The sequence below is a fragment of the Lutibacter sp. B1 genome (genome assembly GCF_012524075.1).
GTDB lineage: Bacteria > Bacteroidota > Bacteroidia > Flavobacteriales > Flavobacteriaceae > Lutibacter.
In genome coordinates, this window is record NZ_JAAZUI010000020.1 from 1 (window position 1) to 23,691 (window position 23,691).

Here is a 23,691-nt window from a genome sequence, read left to right on the forward strand (position 1 = left end):
TGACGTAACAAAAAGATTCCTTCATCTTTGTCTGCCTAAAAAGGCTTTATAAAGATTTATAATGACGGAAAGAAGTAGAAATCAAAAATCCGTCATTGCGAGGAGAGAAGGACGAAGCAATCTGTAACAAATAATAGTGTCATATCGAGCGGAGTTGAGATAAAAAGGAAATAAAAGTTGTCATTCCTGCGTAGGCAGGAATCCAAATCTATAATTTATAGTAAAGCATGACGAAGCAATCTGTAACAAATAAACCATCATCCTGAATTTATTTAACTCCGTTGAATCGTTGATTTCAGGATATTATGAAAATAAGTATAAGACAAGATGCTGAAATAAATTCAGCATGACGTAATAGAAAAGCATCGTTAATTAAAGTTTTCTAATTCCAATAAAATAAAAAAAACTATTTTTGAACAAAATAAAAAATAATATGAAACAGTGGATAATGGCATTGTTACTAATGTTAGCTATTTTTAATATTCAAGAGGCAACAGCACAGGTAAGTGCAAGTCAAATGGCAGCTATTGATATAGATAGCATGTCAGATGAACAAATTTTAACTTATTGGAATAAAGCAAAAGCAGAAGGATACACATTAGAACAGCTAGAAGTATTGGCTAAATCAAAAGGAATGTCAGCTGTTCAGTTTTCAAAATTAAAGAGTAGAATTAATAAACTAAAATATTCAGAATCTATTTCTGAAAGTTCATCTTCTGAAAAGTCAAATGCAACAGAAATTTCTGATTTGGAAAAATTCGGACTAGAAGGGGGAATTATAGATGAAGAAATTGAGAAAAACCCTTTATTTGGTTACGATTTTTTTAGCAATCCAAATATTTCATTTACACCAAATTTAAATTTGGCAACACCGGCAACATACCAATTAGGTCCTGGAGATGAACTGTTAATTGATATATGGGGAGCTGCGGAGAATAATTATAGAAGACAAGTTGATAGAGAAGGAGCAATTCGTCTTGAAAATATCGGACCTATTTATGTAAGTGGCTTGTCTATAGATAAAGCAAAAGAAAAAATAATAGCCTATTTAAAACGTATTTATAGCGGTATTGGTGCTTCAAGCTCAAGTTACAATAAAGTATATGCCGATGTTTCTTTGGTTGGAGTTAGAACAGTTCAGGTAAATATAATTGGAGAAGTTAAAGTGCCGGGAACATATTCTTTAAGTGCTCTTTCAACAGTTTTAAATGCCTTATATGCTGCCGGAGGTCCAACTGAAAATGGAACATTTAGAAATATAAAAGTAGTTAGAGGTGGAGAAATATTTGGAATTTTTGATATTTATAATTATTTAATTGAAGGTTCAGAAGAAGGAAATGTAATGTTGCGTGATCAGGATATTATCATTGTACAACCGTACATAGGTATAGTTAAGGTTAGTGGTGAAGTAAAACGCCCCGGATTGTATGAAATAAAAAACGGAGAGACCATAAATAACCTTATTCATTACTTTAGTGGATTTACTTCTGATGCTTATAAAAACAGATTGGTTGTAGAAAGAGTAAATGGAGAACAAAAAGAAGTGAATGAAATTGATTTAAACCTTCAGAAAGATTTTATGTTGCGAGATGGTGATAGCATAGCTGTTGGAGCAGTAATTGATCGTTACAAAAATAGGGTAAGTATTGAAGGTGCAGTTTATAGACCGGGAGATTATGAGCTAAGTAAAGGGCTTTTATTGTCAGATTTGATTCAAAAAGCAGCCGGTGTTATGGACAATGCTTTTTTAGACAGAGGTATTATTTATAGAACTATTGACGATGTGAAGCAGGAAATTGTTTCGTTTTCGGTACAACAAGTATTAGATAAAAGCTTTGATATTGAGTTAAAAAGAGAAGATAAAGTACAAATTTTTGATAAATATAGTTTAAAAGAAAAATATACGGTTTCTATAAATGGAGCTGTAAATAACCCTAAAACATTTCAATTCTATGAAAGGATGCGTGTTGAAGATTTAATTGCAATGGCAGGTGGATTTAAAGAAGGAGCTAATGTTGAAGTGATTGATATTTCAAGAAGAGTGGCAGATGGTACTTTTGAAAATATAAGTAAAAATATAAAATACATTAGTTCGAATAATTTAAAGGTTAATTCAAAAGAGGTATATCTTGAACCTTTTGACAGAGTTTCAGTTCGTTATATAAAAGGATTTACAGCTCAAAAAAATGTAAGCATTACAGGTGAAGTTAATTACCCGGGAGATTACTCAATTACAAATAAAGATGAACGTATTTCTGATTTAATTGATAAAGCCGGAGGGCTATCACCTTATGCATATATTAAAGGCGCAACATTAGTAAGAAAATTATCCGAATCTTCTGAAAAAGAACAGATAAAATTGTTAGAAACAATGATAGAACAAGATACAACTTTAGTTGATATTGAAACAGATGTGAAAGAGTTTAAGATTGGGATTGATTTGGGAGAAATTTTAAGTTCAAAAGGTAAAAAATCTAAATACGATTTAATTTTGAATGAAGGAGATGTATTAATTGTACCTTCTGAAAAACAGACGGTAGAAGTTAGAGGTGAAATTTTAGCACCTTCATTGGTGAGATACGATAAATCAAATTCTTTTAAAGATTATATCAATAGTTCAGGAGGTTTTTCTCAAGAAGCTAAAAAGAGTAAAGGCTATGTAATTTATTCAAATGGAGATGTTAGAAGCACTAAAAACTTTCTCTTTTTTAAGTCTTATCCAAAAATAGAACCGGGAGCGTTAATTGTAATTCCTCAAAAAGCTGAAAGAACCAGAATGTCAATACAAGAAGTTTTAGGAATCACCACAGGAATCACCACACTTGGTATTTTAATTGATAATTTAGTAAAATAAAATAGTGTCATTACGAGGAGTGAAACGATGAAGTAAAATATAACAAATAATACTGTCATTCCTGCTCAGGCAGGAATCTAAACTCCGTCATTGCGAGGAGAAAAAGGACGAAGCAATCTGTAACAAAAGAAACGTCATCCTGAACAAGTTTCAGGATCTCATAAAAGCAAGTACAAAACAATAATAAGATGCTGAAACAAGTTTAGCATGACGAAAAAATAATACTGTCATTCCTGCGTAGGCAGGAATCTAAATCCGTCATTGCGAGGAGAGAAGGACGAAGCAATCTGTAACAAAAGAAACGTCATCCTGAACAAGTTTCAGGATCTCATAAAAGCAAGTACAAAATAATAATAAGATGCTGAAACAATACTTCGGCTCCGCTCAGTAACCGGTTCAGCATAACGAAAAAATAATACTGTCATTCCTGCGCAGGCAGGAATCTAAACACCGTCATTGCGAGGAGAGAAGGACGAAGCAATCTGTAACAAAAGAAACGTCATCCTGAATTTTAAACTGAACTGTATCGAAGTAAAGTAAAGGCAGGAATCTAAATAAACATAAAAACCGTCATCCTGAACAAGTTTCAGGATCACATAAAAGCAAGTACAAAACAATAATAAGATGCTGAAACAATACTTCAGCTCCGCTCAGTAACCGGTTCAGTATAACAAGCTGTTGAAATCAACAACTCAAAGGAGTTAAACAAGTTCAGCATAACGAAAAAATAATACTATCATTCCTGCGCAGTCAGGAATCTAAATCGGTCATTGCGAGGAGAGAAGGACGAAGCAATCTGTAACAAAAGAAACGTCATCCTGAATTTTAAACTGAACTGTATCGAAGTAAAGTAAAGGTGGGAATCTAAATAAACATAAAAACCTTCATCCTGAACAAGTTTCAGGATATCATGAAACAAGGACAAAACAATAATAAGATGCTGAAACAATACTTCGGCTCCGCTCAGTAACCGGTTCAGCATAACGAAAAAATAATACTGTCATTCCTGCGCAAGCAGGAATCTAAACTCCGTCATTGCGAGGAGAGAAGGACGAAGCAATCTGTAACAAAAGAAACGTCATCCTGAATTTTAAACTGAACTGTATCGAAGTAAAGTAAAGGCAGGAATCTAAATAAACATAAAAACCGTCATCCTGAACAAGTTTCAGGATCTCATGAAACAAGTACAAAATAATAATAAGATGCTGAAACAATACTTCGGCTCCGCTCAGTAACCGGTTCAGCATGACGAAATAATAATACTATCATTCCTGCGCAGTCAGGAATCTAAATCGGTCATTGCGAGGAGAGAAGGACGAAGCAATCTGTAACAAAAGAAACGTCATCCTGAATTTTAAACTGAACTGTATCGAAGTAAAGTAAAGGCAGGAATCTAAATAAACATAAAAACCGTCATCCTGAACAAGTTTCAGGATCACATAAAAGCAAGTACAAAACAATAATAAGATGCTGAAACAATACTTCGGCTCCGCTCAGTAACCGGTTCAGCATAACGAAAAAATAATACTGTCATTCCTGCGCAGGCAGGAATCTAAACAAATCCAAATCATATAAATTCCAGAATCACATAAAAAATATGACAAAAGATACTACAAAACTACCCGAACATCCAATAGAAGATGATGAAATAGACTTAATCGCACTGGCAAAAACTCTATGGAATGGTCGAAAAACTATAATTAAAACTACGTTGATTTTTATGGCAATAGGTCTGTTTATTGCTATTTTTTCTCAAAAAGAATATACAGCATCTACTACTTTTGTGCCCCAAACTTCTAATAGTAAAGTAGGCGGTAGTTTAGGCGGTTTAGCAGCAATGGCTGGTATTAATTTAGGAGGAATGAGTTCAGAATCTGGAATACCGCCGACATTATATCCACAAATAATCACTAGTATTCCGTTTCAAAAAGAATTACTGCAAAACCCTTTAACAATTGAAGGACAATCACAACCAGTAAGTTTTACCGAATATTATACAACTATTTATAGCCCCGGAATATTAGGGTATATAAAAAAATACACGATTGGTTTACCGGGAATCCTTATCAAAGCCATACAAGGAAAGTCTACGAGTAACCAGAGACTAACAACCAACAACCAAATACTAACCATTAGTGAAGAAGAAAAAGAATTAATTGAGAGATTAAATAATCAAGTTTCTTTGTCAGTCAACGATAAAGAAGGTTATATCACTTTATCATCAAATATGCCGGAGGCTTTAAACGCTGCAGAATTAACAAAAAATGCGCAAGAATTATTACAACAGTATATTATAAATTTTAAAGTCCAAAAATCTGCTGAACAGTTAAAATTTATTCAAGAACGCTATACTGAAAAAGAAAAAGAGTTTAGAATTGCGCAACAGCAATTAGCGAGTTTCAATGATCGAAATCTATTTATGAATTCTGCATTGGCGCAAACAACATTAACCAGATTACAATCTGAATATGATTTAGCATATAGTGTGTACTCAGAATTAGCCAAGCAAGTAGAAACCCAACAAATCCAAGTAAAAGAAGATACGCCTGTTTTTACAGTTGTAAAGCCCGTAGTGGTGCCTATTGAAAAATCAAAGCCTAAAAGATTTATGATTTTAGTTATTTTTGTTTTTGTAGGAGTTGTGGTCAGTATAACAGTAGTATTAGGAAGAAAGGTTTTGAGAGATTTAAAGAGGAGTTGGAATAAAGAAATATAAGTAGCAAAGATCAATGAAAATATTAGTTACAGATGCAGCCGGATTTATAGGTTTTCATTTAGGATAAGCTTTATCAAGCAGAGGATATAAGGTTGTAGGGATTGATAATATAAATTTAAAATACGAGAAATTAAATGAATCAGGAATTTTAAGAAATTTAATTGATTCAAATGGGAGTTTGGTAAAAAGAAAGAAGTATCCTAACTATTCTTTTGCTAAAATAGATATTATTGATTTTAAAAAATTAGAAATTATTTTTCAGCAAAAAAAATTACACATGTAATTAATTTGGTAACACAAGCTGGAGTTAGGTACTCCTTAGAAAACCCTAATGCATATATATAATATAGTTGGTTTTGTAAATGTATTAGAATGTTGTAGAGATAATAATATTCAACATTTAGAATGTGCTTCTAGTTCCTCAGTATATGGTGCGAATTCAAAAATTCCATTTTCTGAAGAGGATAGAGTAGATAACCCTGTTAGTTTGTATGCAGCTACTAAAAAGAGTAATGAATTGATGGCATATACCCTATAGTCATTTGTATAATTTATCAATAACTGGTCTTCGCTTTTTTACAGTATATAGATGGGGTAGGCCAGATATAGCACTGATGATTTTTGCAAATGCAATATTTAAAGGAGAGCCAATAAAAGTATTTAACAACGGAGATATGCAACGCGATTTCACTTATATAAATGATATTGTTGAAGGAGTTGTTCGCTGTATAACTACGTTGCCAATAAAACAACCAAAGGCTAAAGTTTTTAATATAGGGAATTCTAAACCTGTTGATTTGATGGAATTTATTATAATAATGGAAACTTGTTTGGGTAAAAAAGCCACTAAAAATTTTTTACCGATGCAAGAAGGGGATGTAAAAATGACTTATGCCGATACTACTCATTTAAAACAAAGCATAAAATACAATCCTTTAACACCACTAAAAAAAGGAATTATTGAATTTACAAACTGGTTTTATAATTATACTAAAATAATTAATGATACAGAGATTTAAAAGTATATTTAAAAAAAATAAAACGTTAATTCATAATTTTAGTTACTTGTCAATTTTACAAGTATTTAATTTGCTGCTACCCTTAATTACGTATCCTTATTTAATTAGGGTTCTAGGTGGTGATCGATATGGATTAGTAATATTTACTCAATCAGTAATAGGTTATTTAGTTATATTAGTAAGTTTTGGTTTCAATATATCGGCGACAAAGGAAATAAGTATTTACAGAGATAACAAAAATAAATTGGATGAAATAGTAAGTTCAACCTTATTAAGTAAATTTTTATTATTTATAATATCTTTTTTAATATTGGGTATATTATTATATATACTTCCCCAAGCTAAAGATTATAAAACACTTTTTATATTGACTATGTGGATGTGTCTCTATGAAGCCATATTTCCTATGTGGTATTTTCAAGGGTTGGAAAAAATGAAATATATAACTTTTATTACCTTAATTAGCCGGTTAATTTTTCTAGGATTAATATTTGTTTTTATTCACCATCCATCAGATTATTTATATATACCCATAATTAATGGGATAGGGGCTATTATAGCAGGAATAATATCATTGATAATTGTTTTTAAAATTGATAAAATTAATTTTATCATTCCTAAATTAAGTACTTTTAAGAATAATTTAGAAGATTCTTATCCTCTATTTATTTCTAGAGTTTCTAGCATTAAAGATAATACTCCGATATTTTTAATAGGAATGTTTATGGGGAATCAAGCCGTGGCATATTATGATTTATCTTATAAAGTAATAAAAATAATTATTTCAATTTTTGATAATGTTACAAATGTAGTATTTCCTAAAATAGCGAATAGTAAAAACCATACGATGCTTAAAAAAATAGTAAAAGTTGAATTCTTATTGCTTATTTGTAGTTATTTATTAATTACAGCCTTAAGCAAATACATAATTCTATTTTTAGGAGGATCAAGTATGTTACCTGCACAACCTCTATTTTTTATAACAGGTGTTCTTTTATTAAGACCTTTAAGTTCTATTATAGGGTCTAGTGTATTGATAATAAACGGATTAACTAAGGAGTTTATGTTAAATTTAATATATTCTACCATTTTTTATTTTTTTATTACAATAGTACTTATTCCTCTTGGGTATATTAATATTTATACATTATCTTCTACTATTGTCTTAGCACAAATCTTTGAGTTTATTCACAGAATATATATTATTAAAAAAAATAACTTAATACATTGGGTAGTATGAGCGTGTTTCCTTTAGTAACAATTATGATTCCTACTTACAATCAGGAGCAATATATAGAAAAAACAATTCGTAGTGCTTTATATCAAGATTATAATAATTTAGAAATTATTGTTTCTGATGATTGTTCTAGTGATAATACTGAAAATATTATTAAAAAATTAGTTTCAGAGTTTCCTCAAATTAAATATTTTAGAAATTTTAACAATATAGGTAGAGTGAAAAATTATCGAAAACTACTCTATGAATATGCAACCGGCGAATATGTAGTGAATTTGGATGGGGATGACTTTTTTATATATAAAAAATTTATTTCAGATTCAGTAATAAATATAAAAGAAGAAGAAATAAAAGGGAATAAAATTATGTTTTTAATGGCATGTAAAAGATTTTTTTCTCCAGAAAAAGGATTTGAGCTAATTCATAAAATAGATAATCAAGAGCTTGTTATACCTGGAAAAGAATTTATTTTGGGTTTGTTTAGTAAGTATTATTTTTCACATTTAACCACTTTGTATAATAGAAAGGAAGCACTTAAAATAGATTTTTATCGAAGTAATATTATATCCAGTGATTTAGAATGTATTGGAAGGTTAGCTATACAAGGGGATGTTATTTTGACTAAGAAAATTGTTGGACAATGGAATGGCACAGGTAATAATGAAAGTAAAGTACCAGATGTTTCTAAGCAGATAGTAAATTGTAAGTGGATTGAAAGTGTCGCTAACGAATTAAGAGGTAAGGTTTCTTTATTTAAATATTATTACTGGAAATTAAAAGCAAAAATATATTATTCATCATTTATTGCATCAGCTTTATTTAGAGAAAGAAAAATAACTAGTAAAGATTTAATTAAGATGAGCGAGAATAAAATGGTTCTTCCATTCATTTTATTCATTTTGATTAGTCCATTAAAAAAAATATTAGTAAAATAATTATGGAAGAACCTAAGTCAATAGTATTTGTAATGCCTAATTTAGGAGGAGGTGGAGCAGAGAGAGTAATATCTATATTACTAAATAATTTAGATAGAAAATTATTTAAACCAAAATTAATAATAATAAAAAAAGAAGGGGTAAATGTATATATTGATGATTTAAAAGAAGACATAGAAATAGTAAATTTAGGCATCAAGCATGGTTTGAAATTTTCTACTTTGACTTTTTTATCTAAACTATTAGTTTATATAAAAAAAGACACGCCAGATATTTTATTTATGGGAGCAGGAACAATAAACGCTTTTATTTCTCCTTTTTTATTTTTGTTTCCAAAAGGGATTAAAAAAATCGCAAGAGAATCTAATTTACCATCACTATTTGAAAGGTTTAAGATTATAAAATATTTTTATAAAAAGTTTTATAATAATTATGATGCTATAATAGCACAATCAGATGATATGGTTAATGAACTTGTTACTAATTTTAATGTAGATAAGAATAAAATTAAAAAAATAAATAATCCTGTAGATAGTAATTATATTTTTAATAAATTAAAAGAAAGTGATGATTTTAAGTTAGATGATAATAAGGTTAATTTGTTAGCAGCTGGAAGATTAACATACCAAAAAGGTTTTGATTTATTGATAAATGAATTTTCAAAAATAACTAATAATAATTATTTTTTAATCATTTTAGGGGATGGTGAAGATAAAGAAATTTTAAAAAAGCAAGTAAAAAAATTAGAGTTAGAAGATAAGATTAAGTTTTTAGGGAATGTTAAAAATCCATATATCTATATGCAAAAGGCAGATTTATTTATTTTGAGTTCAAGATTTGAAGGTTTTCCAAATGTTTTATTAGAATCTTTAATATGTGGTTGCCCTATATTAGCTAATGACTGTCCAGGGGGAATTAGAGAAATAGTTGAAGAGGGCATCAATGGATATATTTATTCTTATAATGAACAGAATTTTAAAAGTAAATTAGAAAAAATAAAAAATATGGATTTTGACAATAAGATTATAAGGCAAAATGCCCTTAAAAAATATGGTATAGAATCAATAATTCCAGTTTATTCTAAATTATTATTGGAAATATAAAACTTATATTTTAAAGAATTAATGACTTCCTTTGGACTTGTTTGGGTTTTATTATGTATAAGTACTTTTTTTTTACCAAAAAAGTACTTAGCAGGGCTTCTTATTTTTTCTTGTGTATTTCAAACAGCAGGTGTCCTACAGTTTGGTGGTAAAAGTTTATCTCCTTTGTTTGTAACAGAATGTTTTTGTGTTTTAAGGTTAACTCCTATTATATTTCAAAAGAAAAAAATTAGAATTAACACTATTCTTAAGTATCTTGGGGTTTTTGTCTTAATTGCTGTTATTACAACTATTTTTTTGCCCTTAATATTTGAAAATAAGGTTAGGGTTTATAGTACTGATATGGGAATAGATACTAATTATTTTATGGGTGGAGTACCGCTAAGACTATCTTTCTCTAGTGTAATTCAAATAGTTTTTTTAAGCTTACATTATTTAGTGCTGCTCTTGTTGTTCACTGCTAGAGGTAAATTAGGTGATAAAATATTTTATACAAAAAGTTTTATTTTCTCCATTGTATTTGTGGTATTCATTGGTTTATGGGAATTTGTATCTAAATTTTATAATTTAATTTATTTTCCTAAAAGTTTCTTTATTACAGATATACGTAGTTTAGATCAACAAACTGCTTTAGGGGGATTGATGCGTTTAAATGCTACTTTTTTAGAGCCGTCTTTTGCAGGAGCTTTTTTAGCGGCTTCTTTTTGGGCGGTATATGTTTCTAAATTTAGATTTTCGAAGTTATTAAGTGTTTTTATACTTATAGCTTTGGTTTTTAATCTTTCGGGCACAGGAATTGTAAGTTTTATTTTTGGAGCAGTTATATATATATTAACAAATAACATGAAGAAAATATTCTGGATTATTCCGGTTGTAATAGTAGGATATTTAGGTTTAGTATATTCGGGATATTTTGATATAATTATGTTATTGATAACAAGTAAGGGAGATAGCCATTCAGGAGGAGTAAGATTGGGAGCTGTTTTGTTCTCTTGGGAGTTATTTGTAAATACTTATATGTTAGGTGTAGGTTTAGGAAATCATAGGGGAGCTAGTTTTATTTTAAATATATTAACGACTACAGGATTAATAGGAGCTATTCTTTTTGGTCTTTTTTATCTAAGATTAATGAAATATCTTTATAAGAAAAATAATGATAAAGCTTCTTCATTATTTATTTTTTATTTTGCTCTTGTTTTGATGTTTGCGCAAATTATTGCCATTCCAGATTTAAGTTTTTCTCCCTTTTGGATGTGGATTTTTTACATGTTTTTAACCATTCAATTAACTTCTAAAGAAGAAGTAAGTGTGTTAGGTTGAAAATTAATTTCATTTTTAGAAAAGGGATTATTAAACAATTATAGAAAATAATAATATAATTTTTTAGAGATGTCAAAAAAAATAATTTATATAAATGCACGTTTTTTAACCCAACCCATAACGGGCGTTCAGCGTTTTGCTATAGAGATTTCTAAGCAATTAAAAGAAATATTAGGAGATGAACTACAATTGGTATCCCCAAAAAATATTTTAGATATTAATTTAGCAACGGAGTTGGGCGTAAAAATAATCGGGAGAAAAAAAGGTCATGTATGGGAACAAATAGATTTGCCTAATTACTTAAATAAAAATAATAGTCCTTTATTGTTGAATTTTTGTAATACAGCACCCTTATTTTATAAAAATAAAATTAGTACAGTACATGATATTGCATTCATTAAATATCCTGAATCATATTCTTTTTTATTTAAACTTATTTATAAAAATATAATTCCTAGATTGTTAAGTGTTAGTAAGCATGTTTTGACGGTAAGTGAATTTTCAAAAAAGGAAATATGTGATTATTATAATATTGAATCTAATAAGATAAGTGTAGTTTACAATGCTGTATCAAAAAAAATTAAGAATAAAGAAGAAAAAAGAGAGAAATTTATTCTAGCATTATCATCTTTAAATCTTCAAAAAAATTTTCATGGAATGCTTAAAGCATTTGAGATGGTTGGATGTATAGAAACCAAATTATTAATTGTGGGAGGTAATAGTAAAAGTTTTTCAAACGTGAATCTAATTGGTAGAAATAAAAATGTTAAGTTTTTAGGAAGAATAACCGATGATGAATTGGTTGATCTTTATAATAAAGCTAAACTATTTGTTTTTCCTTCATTTTATGAAGGGTTTGGGATACCTCCATTAGAAGCTCAATCTTGTGGTTGTCCTTGCTTAGTTTCTAATCAAGCTTCATTACCCGAAGTATATGGTGAGTCTGTGGTTTATTTTAATCCTTATGATATTTCAGAAATGTCAAGTAAGATAAGATTGGCGCTTAATGATGAAAAATTATTAGAAGAATTAAAATTTAAAGGATTGAAAAATTCAAAAAAGTATGACTGGGAAGTTTCTGCTCAAAAAATATTAAAAATATTAGAAATTGGAAAATAAATTAGAAGGAAAAAAAATAGTATTATCAGCTGATTGGCTAGATAAATATGGAGGAGCTGAGCGTGTAATTTCAGCTTTAAATGAAGTGTTCGATTTTTCATCTTGCTTTACATTGGTTAATTTAATGAAAGAAGAAGATATAAAAAAGACATTTGTAGGAAAAAAAGTTAAGGTTATTAATTCAAATTTACAATTTTTTGGATTTTCATTTAGAAAATTAATTTTGTTATTTCCTTTTTTTGTGAATAATTTAAATAAAAAGGCGAGAAAAAGTAAAGCAGATTTGATAATAAGTTCATCTTTTGCTACAGCTAAGTCTTTAAAAATATCTAATGCATTTCATATAAGTTATTTCCAAGCTAGAAATATGAAATATATTTGGGACGAGGTCGATTTGTATTTTAATTCTTACCGAAAGATTTTTAGATTTATTTTACCTTTACTAAGGAAATATGATATAAAACAGGCCTCAAACCCGAATGTTATCATTGTCAATTCTATTTTTGTTCAGCAATGGGTTAAAAACATTTATGGAAGAGATTCGATAGTTATTTATCCTCCCGTAGATGTAGACTATTTTAAACCAATGGATATCAAGGAAGAATACTATGTTACTGTCGGTAGGATTGTTGAATATAAGCGGTTTGATACTATTGTTGAGGCGTTTAATAAGAATAAAAAGAGATTAGTTATTGTTGGAAGTGGGTCAATGCTTACTAAGCTAAAGAAGAAGGCGTCTTCCAATATTGAATTTACAGGTTTTCTTGATAAATCTCAAGTTTATGAAAAAATTTCAAAAGCCAAAGCATTTATATATGCAGGAGTAGAAGATTTTGGTATTTCCTTGGTAGAGGCCCAAGCCTGTGGGACACCTGTTATAGCTTACGATAAAGCAGGAGCGAAAGAAATAGTAATAGATGGGAAGACTGGTGTTTTGTTTAAAGAACAGACGGCTAATTGTATAAATAGTTCAATAGATAAATTTGAAAATAACCCTAAGCCCTTCAGTTCAAATGAAGCTCGAGAAAATTCACTAAGATTTTCAAAAGATAGATTCAAGAAAGAAATTTCGGATTTTGTAAATATGTATTTTAAAACAGAATTATAAAAAATACAACAATGAAAGTAATGCAAACAATCATTCCCGATGTTTTAATTTTTGAACCTAAAGTTTTTGGAGATTCAAGAGGCTATTTTTTAGAATCTTTTCGAGAAGATGTTATAAAAGAGTACATTGGAAATGTGAATTTTGTGCAAGACAATGAATCTTTTTCACAATATGGAGTTTTAAGAGGATTGCATTTTCAACGTCCACCATTTACACAAGGAAAATTAGTCCGTGTTTTACAAGGAGAAGTATTAGATGTAGCAGTAGATATTCGGTTAGATTCTCCAACATATGGAAAACACGTAGCGGTAAAACTTTCAGAACAAAATAAACGTCAGTTATGGGTGCCAAGAGGGTTTGCGCATGGTTTTGTGGTGTTGAGTGAAACAGCATTGTTTAGTTATAAATGTGACAATTATTATACACCAAGTCATGATGGCGGAATTAGCTGGAAAGACCCAACTATAGGAATAGACTGGTTATTAGAAGAAAAGGATATTCAGCTATCTGAAAAAGATAAAAAGCATCCTTCTATTTCAGAAATTAAAGATTTTACATACGAATTATTTAAAAAAGAAAATGTTTATTAAGTAAACATAAAATGAGTAATGAATATACTTGTAACAGGAGCCAATGGACAATTGGGGAGTGAAATTAGAAAAAGAGAAAACGAATATAAAAGTTGGAATTTTGTGTATGTAGATTTACCGGAATTGGATATCACTAATTTAGCAAAAATTAAAGAGGTTGTTCAGCGTAAATCAATTACGGCTATTATAAACTGTGCAGCTTATACAGCAGTAGATAAGGCAGAAACAGTTGCCGAAACAGCCTATAATGTAAATGTTACTGGTGCGGAAAATTTGGCGAAAGTTGCTGCTGAATTTAAATTAAAATTGATCCACATTTCTACAGATTTTGTGTTTGACGGACATTCTTATTTGCCTTATATTGAGTCTGATACGCCAAATCCATTGAGTGTTTATGGAAAAACAAAATTAGAAGGAGAAGAAAAAGTGATGCAAGTACATCCTTCTTCAATAATACTACGAACCGCTTGGTTATATTCAACATATGGAACTAATTTTGTAAAAACCATGCGGAAGTTAGGTAATGAAAGAGAGGAATTGAAAGTAATTTTTGATCAAGTTGGTACACCAACATGGGCAGGAGATTTGACAGCATCAATTTTAATAATTCTTTCAAGTTTAGAAGAGGGGAATGAAAAAAGAGGCATGTATCATTTTTCAAATGAAGGAGTTGCTTCTTGGTATGATTTTGCTGTTGAAATTATGGCACTTTCTAAAATTAAATGTGTGGTGCTTCCTATTGAAACAAAGGAATACCCAACGTCGGCTCCAAGACCTTCATACAGTGTATTAAATAAGAAAAAAATAAAAACTGATTTTGCGATTGAAATTCCTCATTGGAAAGAAAGCTTGCGAAAATGTATTTTAGAAATTGAACAAAAAGAATATCTGCAACATGAAAAATAAAACAATTTTAATTACTGGAGGTGCGGGTTTCATTGGCTCTCATGTAGTTCGTTTATTCGTTACTAAATATCCAAATTACCATATCGTAAATTTAGATAAATTAACCTATGCAGGAAATTTAGCAAATTTAAAAGATATTGAAAACCAACCAAATTATGAGTTTGTAAAAGCTGATATTGTTGATAGTGAAGCTATGTTTCAATTATTTGAAGAAAAACAGTTTGATGCGGTAATTCATTTAGCAGCGGAATCTCATGTAGATAGATCAATTACAAATCCAACTGAATTCGTCTTTACCAATGTAATAGGAACTGTTAATTTGTTAAATGCCGCAAAAAATAGTTGGAAAGATAAATTAGAAGATAAATTATTTTATCATATTTCAACAGATGAAGTGTATGGTTCATTAGGTGAAGAAGGAATTTTTACGGAGAATACAAAGTATGATCCTCATAGTCCATATTCAGCATCTAAAGCAAGTTCAGATCATTTTGTAAGAGCATATTACGATACTTTTGGAGTTCCCTCACTAATTTCAAACTGTTCTAATAATTATGGTTCATTTCAATTTCCTGAAAAATTAATTCCTTTATTTATCAATAACATTAAAAACAACAAACTGTTGCCTGTTTATGGAAAAGGAGAAAATATACGAGATTGGCTGTGGGTTGAAGACCATGCACGAGCAATTGATGTTATTTTTCATCAAGGGAAAGTTGGAGAAACCTATAATATTGGAGGACATAACGAATGGAAAAATATAGACTTGATTAAAATAATGTGTGCTATTATGGATAGAAAACTTGGAAGAGATTTAGGAACTTCTGAAAAATTAATTACTTATGTGAAAGACAGAGCAGGACACGATTTGCGTTATGCGATTGATTCCACAAAATTACAAAAAGAGCTTAATTGGATACCAAGTTTACAATTTGAAGAAGGTATTGAAAAAACCATTGATTGGTACTTGGAAAATGAAACCTGGATGCAAAATGTAACGAGTGGAGATTACCAAAAATATTATGAAAATCAATATCAAAAGAGATAATTTATGATGAAAGGAATAATTTTAGCAGGTGGTTCAGGTACGCGTTTGTATCCAATTACTAAAGGGATCTCAAAACAATTATTACCGGTATATGATAAACCAATGATCTATTATCCGTTAAGTGTATTGATGTTAGCGGGAATTCGAGAAATACTAATTATATCAACACCTCAAGACACACCCTTATTTGAAAATTTATTAGGAAGTGGAGCACAATGGGGCTTAAAATTATCGTATAAAGTACAACCTTCGCCGGATGGATTGGCTCAGGCTTTTATATTAGGAGAAGAATTTATTAGAAATGATAATGTATGTTTGGTTTTAGGTGATAATATTTTTTACGGACACGGTTTTCCAAGTTTATTAAAAGAAGCTGTTAAAACTGTAGAAGAAGAGGGGAAAGCACGTATTTTTGGATATTATGTTGGTGATCCGGAACGTTATGGGGTGGCAGAATTTGATGAAAATGAAAATGTGATAAGCATTGAGGAAAAACCCTTAAAACCAAAATCTAATTTTGCAGTAGTAGGATTGTATTTTTATCCAAATTCAGTTGTTAAAATTGCTAAAAATATAAAACGATCTGCACGTGGAGAGCTTGAAATCACTACAGTAAATGAAATGTATTTAAAACAAAATCAATTAAAACTTAGTTTAATGGGACGTGGTTTTGCTTGGTTAGATACAGGTACACATCACTCTTTATTACAAGCTGCAAATTACATTGAAGCAATTCAAACACGTCAAGGGTTGATGGCTTCTTGTTTAGAAGAAATTGCTTGGAGAAATAAATGGATTACCGATAAAGAATTAAAAAAACAAGCAAATGATTTGTCTAAAAATAGCTATGGACAATATTTGCTTAAATTATTGAAGTAATATTTATAAAATTAAATTAAAACCGAGCATTTGATTGCTCGGTTTTTTTATTGAATTACTAAAATATAAACTAAAAAAATAAATTTTATTTTTAAATATGGGCTATAAAAAACTATATTTGTATTGCTATACAAAAAGAATATATATGAACGCCCCAATAGTATTTGATCAAATTCTTTTCCTTTTATCAAGTAATATCTTTTTTATTTTTAATTATAACACGTCAATAAAACTTCAAAGAAGTTATTGTCAAGGTTTTTTAAAGTGTCATTTTATTGATTTTTAATTTTTAAGAAATAAAATTTCATTAATTTTATAATAATAATTTATTTGTTATGCCTAAAGGAAAAACTAAATTCATACCTCTAATTGATTTTACAGTTGATATTTTACTCTTATTTTTATCTTTTTTTATTGCAAGTTGTATAAGGTTTGGAGGTATAATACCTGATAATTTATTTTACTATTCGTTATTTTTAGGCTGGGTTATTTTGTGGATTATAATAGTTTTGAAATTCAATTTATATGAAATTCCGAGAATTATTTATATTCATAAAGTTGTATCAAAAAACTTAAAAGCATTACTAACTTTTGCGTTTTTAAGTGCTGCACTAATTTATTTAATAACGGATTATAAATTCTCAAGAGTATTTTTTGTTATTGCAATAGTTGATTTTACTGTATTGGTGTTACTTTGGAGAGTTTTTATGGTAAAATTTTTCAAAAACTATAGACACCGAGGCTATAATTTTAGAAAAATAGTATTGGTTGGCTATAATGAAAATATGGAAAAACTGTTTGATAAAGTTTTTTTGAACCCTGATTTCGGTTATCAAATTGAAGGATTTTTTACCGATGTGAAGCTAGAAAACCATTTAAAAGAGTATTATAAAGGAACACTGGATGAAGTAATTGGTTATTGTGAAGAAAATAAGGTTGATGATATGATTATTTCTTTACCACATCATAAAAGTGATTTGATAAATGATTTACTGCGCTTTGGGGATAATAACATGATACGAGTTAAAATTATACCGGAGTTTTCAGAATACTTATCTCAAGTATTTTCAATTGAATATATCCAAAACATACCAATTTTAAAATTCAGGGAAGAGCCTTTGCAAAGTTTAGCAAATAGAATTTTAAAAAGAGGTTTTGATGTTGTTTTTTCTTCGTTGGTAGTATTGCTTTTATTTTCGTGGTTATTTCCTGTAATTGCGGTCATTATAAAATTGACAAGTAAGGGACCTGTATTTTTTTCTCAAGAACGTACAGGGAGAAATGGAATCCCATTTAAATGTTTGAAATTTAGAAGTATGAAAGTAAATGCAGAGTCTGATACTTTACAGGCGACTAAAGGAGATTGTAGAATTACTCCGTTTGGTGCTTTTATGAGAAAAACCAGTATTGATGAATTACCTCAAATTTTAAACGTATTGGCAAACCACATGTCTTTGGTAGGACCAAGACCTCATATGCTAAAACATACAGATGAATATAGAGTGCTTGTAGATAAATTTATGGTGCGTCATTTTGCCAAACCGGGTGTAACAGGATGGGCTCAAATAAATGGCTTTAGAGGCGAAACAAAAACAGTACAAGATATGGCTAATAGAGCGGAAGCCGATATATGGTATATTGAGAACTGGAGCTTTATGCTGGATATGAGAATTATTTTTATGACAGTATGGACAATGCTCTTTAGAAGAGATGAAAACGCATATTAGTAATATTTCTTTTAGATAAATCGTTTAATTAGGCTATATATTTTATCTATATTTAGATTTTGTTAGTATGATAAAATATGAACCCAAAAATTTACCTTTCTCCACCGCATCTTTCTTCTACAGAATATGATTTTGTTGATGAAGCATTGAGAAGTAACTGGATTGCTCCTATAGGTCCATACATAGATAAATTTGAAAATGAACTACAAAAATATATTTTCAATTCTTCAAAAAAAGCATTTCTTCAAAATAACATATTAGCATTAAATTCCGGTACTGCAGCAATACATTTAGGTTTAAAACTTTTGGGTATTTCAAAAGGAGATGTGGTAATTTGTCAATCATTTACGTTTATGGCAACAGCAAATCCAATTTTATACTTGGAAGCAGAGCCTGTTTTTGTGGATAGTGAAAAAGAAACTTGGAATATGTGTCCTGTTCTATTGGAAAAAGCCATTCAAAACGTAATAAAAAAGAAAAAAAAGCCAAAAGCTATTATTGCTGTGCATAGCTACGGTATGCCTTATAATGTTGAGAAAATTCATGCAATTGCAAAAAAGTATGAAATTTCAGTAATAGAAGATAGTGCTGAAGCTTTGGGAAGTAAGTTTAAAAAGGAGTTTTGTGGAACTTTTGGTGATTTCTCTGTATTTTCATTCAATGGAAATAAAATTATTACTACATCAGGTGGTGGTGCATTAATTTGTAAGAATGCTGAAATAAAAGCAAAAGGACTTTACTTGGCAACGCAAGCACGAGACAAAGGAAGTAATTATATACACAATGAAATAGGTTATAATTACAGAATGAGCAATATTAGTGCAGCTATTGGATGTGGGCAAATGACTGTGATTGATAAGAGAGTTAAAGCTCGAAGAAATAACCATCAGTTTTATAAAGAAGAATTAAAAGAATGCACTGACATTGAGTTTTTAAATGAACCTAAAGGTTTCTATTCTAACAGATGGTTGTCTTGCATTTTAACTTCATCCCAAAAAATGAGAGATGAGATTATTTTTGCTTTAAAAGCGGAAAATATAGAATCCAGAACTTTTTGGAAACCCTTACACACACAACCTGTTTTTAGAGACAATAATGCTTTTGTAAATGGTATTTCAGAAGATTTATATAGCAAAGGAGTATGTTTGCCAAGTGGTTCAAATTTATCTGAAAATGATTTACAAAAAATTACTGCTGTTATAAAAAAAGTATATAGGTTATCTTTATAAGAAAAAGAAGTGTTTAAATGAATTTAGAAAAGTTACTTAATAATGATTTTCAGTTTAAAATAACTGATCAGGTAAAAGCAACACTTAAAAATAAAACTATTTTAATTACAGGTGTAGCAGGATCAATAGGCAGTGAAATTTCAAAAATAATAGCTGAAGAAAATTGTTGTGAATTGATTTTGTTGGATCAGGCGGAATCTGATTTATACAATCTTCAGCAAGAATTAATTCTTAAAAATTATAAAAATCATACAATTGTAGTTGGTGATGTTTGTGATAAGGCTTTAATGGAAGTTTTGTATAAAAAATACCAACCTCAAATTGTTTACCATATAGCAGCGTATAAACACGTACCATTGATGGAAGATCATCCATATTTAGCAGTAAAAGTAAATGTTTTGGGTACTAAAATTATAGCAGATTTATCAAAAAAGTATTCCGTTTTACACTTTATATTAGTTTCTACAGATAAAGCAGTAAATCCTGTAAGCGTAATGGGAGCGACTAAAAGAATTGCAGAATTGTATGTAGGTAATTTAAATGATGAAACTTCCAAAGTATTTAAAGTGGTTAGGTTTGGAAATGTTCCATATTCTAAAGGCTCTGTAATCCCTCTTTTTAAAAAGCAATTGTATCTAAATCAGAAAATTACCATAACAGATACTATGATATCCCGATATTTTATAACAATGAAAAATGTATGCAAATTATTAATACAAGCACTTGTTATTAACGATTGCAATTTACTGATTTATAATATGGGAAAGTCTGTTCCTATTGAAGAGTTAGCAATTAAACTTATAGAACAAGAAGGACTTGCCATAGAAAATATTAAAATAGAAAAAATAGGATTACGTCCCGGTGAAAAATTGAATGAAGAAATAGTATATGGTGATGAAATTGAAATACGAACAGATACTAAGGCTGATATAAAAAAGTATAATTTAATTTTAGATGAAGATATCAATACTAAAATTAAAAAATTGACAGCAATTACTCCTGATTTTTCAAGAGAAAAAATCATCGATTTATTGCAAGATATAGTACCTCAATACAGTTAATTTATGAATGATGAAGTTAACACTACATATCAAAACAGATTGACTTTTAATCAGAAAGTTATCAAAAGGGTTTTTGATTTCATTTTTTCATTTTCAGGGATTTTAATAGTTGGTTGGTTTATCATCCTATTAATATTTTTAGCTTCTGTTGATACCAAAAAGTTTGGATTATTCGTTCAAAAAAGAGTAGGATATAGGGGTAAGTTGTTCAATATTTATAAGATACGAACATATAAAGAAGAAAAAGGAAATTTAAAAACCACTTTTTTTGGTAAATTTCTTCGGAACACAAAATTGGATGAATTACCTCAACTTTTCAATGTTTTATTAGGAAATATGAGTTTTGTTGGGCCAAGACCTGATGTTGTTGGTTTTGCAGATGAGTTGAAAGGTGAAAACAGATTAATTTTATTAGTAAAACCGGGTATAACCGGACCTGCAACGTTGTATTTTAAAAATGAGGAAATAGTATTGGAGTCTCAAAAAAATCCTGATAAATATAACGAACAAGTTATATGGCCTAAAAAGGTTGAATTAAATCTTAACTATGTGAAAAACTACAGTTTTAAAAGAGATTTACGTTACATTTTAAAAACCATCGGTTTAGTAGGCTAGGAAAAGTTGCAATTGTTAAATCGTACTTTTCCGCTGTTTATTTTGTTGTTTAAATTTAATTCTTCTATTTAGCATAATGAAGCAATTTTTTTAACCATTGTTAGGCAACGTTTTTATCTTCAAATTTTTTTATTTCCTGCAGTTCTGCTTTTTTTTCATCCCTTTCTTCCTCTATATCGAAATCATCTTGAAGTCCAAGCCAGAATTTAGCTGAATTCCCAAAATATTTACTTAAGCGTAGTGCTGTATCGGCTGTTATTCTACGTCTGCCTTTTATGATTTCAGAAATTCTTGTCTGTGGTATTTTCAAGTCTTTTGAAAGTCTGTAAGCTGTAATTTCTAAAGGTTTAAGAAATTCAAAGTTTAAGATTTCTCCAGGATGTACATTTGCTAACTTTTCCATTTTTTCTTTTATTTTAGTGATAATCTATAATTTCAACTTCACTTGCGTTTCCATTATTCCATTGAAAAACGATTCTCCATTGTTTGTTAATTCTAATACTGTGAAATTCGTTTAGCTTTCCTGTCAGTTTTTCAAGTCGATTAGAAGGAGGAATTCTCAAATCCATAATATCTTGTGAGTTGTTCAACATTCTTAATTTTCGACGTCCCATATTTTGTATTTCAATCGGCATTTTTTTGATTCGGACACCATTCCATATTTTTTCTGTTTCTTTCGAGCCAAACGAAATTATCATAATTCTATTTTGCGTTACTAACGTCAAAGGTAAGTATAAGTTTTCTAATATCCTAGTGTTGCCTAACTCAGGTTAAAAAATACCGTTTTTCGTTAATTTTATATAACCTCCAAAATTATCCGGTCTGTATGTTCCGGTATCAAAAGCAGCTCCCAAAGATATGTTGAATGGCAATTGATTGAATTCAGGTAAATAAAATTCAAACAATCCTGAAAATTGCTTCGGATTTGGGTCGTATTCCTCCTCAAACCAGCCATAATAAGTGGTATAACTTAAGATTGTTTTATACTGAACGTTCTTTAAATTACCTTTAAATCCAAGGTTTAAAGCTAAAAATCGGTTGTCTTGTAAAATGGTACCTTCCGTAATTCCGTTAACTTCAGGTTTTGGAGTAAAATAAGGAGTACCAATAATGTCTCCAAAATAAGTCCAACCAGAACGATAAACACCATTATTAAAATACTCGTCACGCCCACTAGCTGCATGAGCTACTCCTTGGTCATCAACATAATGAGGCGCATCACCGCTTACATCTTTAGTGTATGTAACCTCTGTTAGTAAATGGGTTATAACTGCTTCCGGTTTTTTAAAATCGATAAAAAGACCGTACAAAGCATCAGGATAGTTTGTTAACTCTCTACCTGATCTATCTTCAAAAGGGTGCGACCAATAAAAGTTCCAGTTTGTTTTTTCTCCTTTATAATCCAATTGAACCAAGTAAGCTCCTACATGATTTCCCAAAGCATTGATTTGGTCACCTTCCAGGGCATTGCTACCACCTTCTTTACCGGTAATTATTTTTATATAATCTTTAAAGCCGGAAGGTTGTTTTCCTGTAGTTAAAGAAGTTCCTCCCCATTGCGCATAATGATCTAAACCTACTATTAAATCTAATTTTTGATTCAATTTCGATTTAAAATACAAACTTTTATGGTGTAAACGTGTATTGTCAACAAAACGTTTATCATTCATCAAATAATCACCATAACTTGCTTTAAACGATAGCCAACTTTTGGCAAAAGGTAGCTTTACATAGTCAATCAATTGAAAATTATAACCTGGGTATGCTCTTGAATTGGTTGATTTGATAAAGTTTCCGTTAGATGATGATAAACCTTCCCACTTAATTTCATCGTATTTACTGCCTAAATCTAATTGTAATTTATTTAATTTAAAGCTTAAATAGAGTTGATTAATAATTATATCATTTTTATCAGCTATACTTGCCGAAGTTTGAATTCCATAACTGATTCCATGGTTATAATAAGATTTTTCATCAAAATCTTTAAACAAACCAAAGCTTAAAATTCCGTTATTATTATTTGGAACAGCACCAAATTTATTGGCAACCATCCAAAAAGGCAATGTGTTCTCAGTAGAAACGTTCGATTGTAAATCTACACTATAACTCAATTCTTTATGTTGAGCATATCCGTTACATAAAATAAAAAGTGAAATTGCTGAAAGAGAAATGTGAATTTTTTTCATTGGTATGAACAAGTTTTTATGCAAATGTAACTAAAATTT

The 23,691-nt window shown here is 29.6% G+C and carries 21 protein-coding genes; 18 read left to right on the forward strand and 3 right to left on the reverse strand.

What is annotated here, in order from left to right; translation table 11 throughout:
* Positions 1-433 precede the first annotated feature (433 nt).
* The 18 genes from HGB55_RS11600 to HGB55_RS11680 all read left to right on the forward strand — a co-directional run bounded on the left by HGB55_RS11600 (position 434) and on the right by HGB55_RS11680 (position 21,466).
* Positions 434-2,854, forward strand: a complete 2,421-nt coding sequence (locus HGB55_RS11600; protein ID WP_247649213.1) for an SLBB domain-containing protein — start codon at positions 434-436, stop codon at positions 2,852-2,854.
* Positions 2,855-4,451: 1,597 nt separating this feature from the next.
* Positions 4,452-5,570, forward strand: a complete 1,119-nt coding sequence (locus tag HGB55_RS11605; RefSeq protein WP_168817067.1) for a Wzz/FepE/Etk N-terminal domain-containing protein — start codon at positions 4,452-4,454, stop codon at positions 5,568-5,570.
* Between the two features lie 331 nt (positions 5,571-5,901).
* Positions 5,902-6,108: a GDP-mannose 4,6-dehydratase gene (locus HGB55_RS15670; RefSeq protein WP_371807818.1), complete on the forward strand. Its 207-nt coding sequence runs from the start codon at positions 5,902-5,904 to the stop codon at positions 6,106-6,108.
* Positions 6,109-6,112: 4 nt separating this feature from the next.
* Positions 6,113-6,589, forward strand: coding sequence for an NAD-dependent epimerase/dehydratase family protein (locus HGB55_RS15675; protein WP_371807819.1), 477 nt, complete (start codon positions 6,113-6,115; stop codon positions 6,587-6,589).
* Positions 6,573-7,829: an oligosaccharide flippase family protein gene (locus tag HGB55_RS11615; RefSeq protein WP_168817068.1), complete on the forward strand. Its 1,257-nt coding sequence runs from the start codon at positions 6,573-6,575 to the stop codon at positions 7,827-7,829. The genes HGB55_RS15675 and HGB55_RS11615 overlap by 17 nt, the downstream gene beginning before the upstream one ends.
* Before the next feature lie 23 nt (positions 7,830-7,852).
* Positions 7,853-8,761, forward strand: coding sequence for a glycosyltransferase family 2 protein (locus HGB55_RS11620; protein WP_168817069.1), 909 nt, complete (start codon positions 7,853-7,855; stop codon positions 8,759-8,761).
* Between the two features lie 32 nt (positions 8,762-8,793).
* The gene (locus HGB55_RS11625; RefSeq protein ID WP_168817070.1) at positions 8,794-9,864 is read left to right on the forward strand and encodes a glycosyltransferase; all 1,071 of its coding nucleotides are present in this window, start codon (positions 8,794-8,796) and stop codon (positions 9,862-9,864) included.
* Between the two features lie 21 nt (positions 9,865-9,885).
* Entirely contained in the window at positions 9,886-11,184 is a 1,299-nt protein-coding gene (locus HGB55_RS11630; protein WP_168817071.1) for a hypothetical protein, read from the forward strand.
* 69 nt (positions 11,185-11,253) lie between these two features.
* On the forward strand, positions 11,254-12,303 hold the full coding sequence (locus HGB55_RS11635) for a glycosyltransferase family 1 protein (protein ID WP_211047386.1): 1,050 nt from the start codon (positions 11,254-11,256) through the stop codon (positions 12,301-12,303).
* A complete protein-coding gene (locus HGB55_RS11640) occupies positions 12,293-13,411 on the forward strand; it encodes a glycosyltransferase (RefSeq protein ID WP_211047387.1) in 1,119 nt (372 codons plus the stop codon). The genes HGB55_RS11635 and HGB55_RS11640 overlap by 11 nt, the downstream gene beginning before the upstream one ends.
* An 11-nt stretch (positions 13,412-13,422) precedes the next feature.
* On the forward strand, positions 13,423-14,001 hold the full coding sequence (rfbC, locus tag HGB55_RS11645) for a dTDP-4-dehydrorhamnose 3,5-epimerase (protein WP_168817072.1): 579 nt from the start codon (positions 13,423-13,425) through the stop codon (positions 13,999-14,001).
* Positions 14,002-14,019: 18 nt separating this feature from the next.
* Positions 14,020-14,907, forward strand: coding sequence for a dTDP-4-dehydrorhamnose reductase (gene rfbD, locus HGB55_RS11650; protein ID WP_168817073.1), 888 nt, complete (start codon positions 14,020-14,022; stop codon positions 14,905-14,907).
* Complete coding sequence (rfbB, locus tag HGB55_RS11655; protein ID WP_168817074.1) at positions 14,897-15,955, forward strand: dTDP-glucose 4,6-dehydratase; 1,059 nt, start codon at positions 14,897-14,899, stop codon at positions 15,953-15,955. Before rfbD ends, rfbB begins: the two co-directional genes overlap by 11 nt.
* 6 nt (positions 15,956-15,961) lie before the next feature.
* Positions 15,962-16,834 (forward strand): glucose-1-phosphate thymidylyltransferase RfbA, encoded by an 873-nt coding sequence (rfbA, locus tag HGB55_RS11660; protein WP_168817130.1) that lies wholly within the window; start codon positions 15,962-15,964, stop codon positions 16,832-16,834.
* A 335-nt stretch (positions 16,835-17,169) separates the two neighbouring features.
* Entirely contained in the window at positions 17,170-18,561 is a 1,392-nt protein-coding gene (locus tag HGB55_RS11665; RefSeq protein ID WP_168817075.1) for an undecaprenyl-phosphate glucose phosphotransferase, read from the forward strand.
* Positions 18,562-18,638: 77 nt separating this feature from the next.
* On the forward strand, positions 18,639-19,790 hold the full coding sequence (locus tag HGB55_RS11670; RefSeq protein ID WP_168817076.1) for an aminotransferase class I/II-fold pyridoxal phosphate-dependent enzyme: 1,152 nt from the start codon (positions 18,639-18,641) through the stop codon (positions 19,788-19,790).
* Between the two features lie 17 nt (positions 19,791-19,807).
* Positions 19,808-20,851: a polysaccharide biosynthesis protein gene (locus tag HGB55_RS11675; RefSeq protein ID WP_168817077.1), complete on the forward strand. Its 1,044-nt coding sequence runs from the start codon at positions 19,808-19,810 to the stop codon at positions 20,849-20,851.
* A 3-nt stretch (positions 20,852-20,854) separates the two neighbouring features.
* Positions 20,855-21,466, forward strand: a complete 612-nt coding sequence (locus HGB55_RS11680; RefSeq protein WP_168817078.1) for a sugar transferase — start codon at positions 20,855-20,857, stop codon at positions 21,464-21,466.
* A 100-nt stretch (positions 21,467-21,566) separates the two neighbouring features.
* On the opposite strand, the gene HGB55_RS11685 is transcribed toward HGB55_RS11680, so the two are convergent.
* From HGB55_RS11685 to HGB55_RS11695, 3 genes are all read right to left on the reverse strand, one after another.
* Positions 21,567-21,869: a HigA family addiction module antitoxin gene (locus HGB55_RS11685; RefSeq protein ID WP_168817079.1), complete on the reverse strand. Its 303-nt coding sequence runs from the start codon at positions 21,867-21,869 to the stop codon at positions 21,567-21,569.
* A 13-nt stretch (positions 21,870-21,882) separates the two neighbouring features.
* A complete protein-coding gene (locus HGB55_RS11690) occupies positions 21,883-22,164 on the reverse strand; it encodes a type II toxin-antitoxin system RelE/ParE family toxin (protein WP_168817080.1) in 282 nt (93 codons plus the stop codon).
* A gap of 72 nt (positions 22,165-22,236) precedes the next feature.
* On the reverse strand, positions 22,237-23,652 hold the full coding sequence (locus tag HGB55_RS11695; RefSeq protein ID WP_168817081.1) for a capsule assembly Wzi family protein: 1,416 nt from the start codon (positions 23,650-23,652) through the stop codon (positions 22,237-22,239).
* Positions 23,653-23,691: the final 39 nt, after the last annotated feature.

Bases quoted from the DNA above. Each gene is read 5' to 3' on its own strand.
- HGB55_RS11695 (WP_168817081.1), bottom strand. From the start codon at position 23,652: ATGAAAAAAATTCACATTTCTCTTTCAGCAATTTCACTTTTTATTTTA.
- HGB55_RS11670 (WP_168817076.1), top strand. From the start codon at position 18,639: ATGAACCCAAAAATTTACCTTTCTCCACCGCATCTTTCTTCTACAGAA.
- HGB55_RS11675 (WP_168817077.1), top strand. From the start codon at position 19,808: ATGAATTTAGAAAAGTTACTTAATAATGATTTTCAGTTTAAAATAACT.
- HGB55_RS11600 (WP_247649213.1), top strand. From the start codon at position 434: ATGAAACAGTGGATAATGGCATTGTTACTAATGTTAGCTATTTTTAAT.
- rfbB (WP_168817074.1), top strand. From the start codon at position 14,897: ATGAAAAATAAAACAATTTTAATTACTGGAGGTGCGGGTTTCATTGGC.
- rfbC (WP_168817072.1), top strand. From the start codon at position 13,423: ATGAAAGTAATGCAAACAATCATTCCCGATGTTTTAATTTTTGAACCT.
- HGB55_RS11605 (WP_168817067.1), top strand. From the start codon at position 4,452: ATGACAAAAGATACTACAAAACTACCCGAACATCCAATAGAAGATGAT.
- HGB55_RS11685 (WP_168817079.1), bottom strand. From the start codon at position 21,869: ATGGAAAAGTTAGCAAATGTACATCCTGGAGAAATCTTAAACTTTGAA.
- HGB55_RS11690 (WP_168817080.1), bottom strand. From the start codon at position 22,164: ATGATAATTTCGTTTGGCTCGAAAGAAACAGAAAAAATATGGAATGGT.
- HGB55_RS11625 (WP_168817070.1), top strand. From the start codon at position 8,794: ATGCCTAATTTAGGAGGAGGTGGAGCAGAGAGAGTAATATCTATATTA.
- HGB55_RS11665 (WP_168817075.1), top strand. From the start codon at position 17,170: ATGCCTAAAGGAAAAACTAAATTCATACCTCTAATTGATTTTACAGTT.
- rfbA (WP_168817130.1), top strand. From the start codon at position 15,962: ATGAAAGGAATAATTTTAGCAGGTGGTTCAGGTACGCGTTTGTATCCA.
- HGB55_RS11630 (WP_168817071.1), top strand. From the start codon at position 9,886: ATGACTTCCTTTGGACTTGTTTGGGTTTTATTATGTATAAGTACTTTT.
- HGB55_RS11680 (WP_168817078.1), top strand. From the start codon at position 20,855: ATGAATGATGAAGTTAACACTACATATCAAAACAGATTGACTTTTAAT.
- rfbD (WP_168817073.1), top strand. From the start codon at position 14,020: ATGAATATACTTGTAACAGGAGCCAATGGACAATTGGGGAGTGAAATT.
- HGB55_RS11615 (WP_168817068.1), top strand. From the start codon at position 6,573: ATGATACAGAGATTTAAAAGTATATTTAAAAAAAATAAAACGTTAATT.
- HGB55_RS15670 (WP_371807818.1), top strand. From the start codon at position 5,902: ATGCATATATATAATATAGTTGGTTTTGTAAATGTATTAGAATGTTGT.
- HGB55_RS11635 (WP_211047386.1), top strand. From the start codon at position 11,254: ATGTCAAAAAAAATAATTTATATAAATGCACGTTTTTTAACCCAACCC.
- HGB55_RS11620 (WP_168817069.1), top strand. From the start codon at position 7,853: ATGATTCCTACTTACAATCAGGAGCAATATATAGAAAAAACAATTCGT.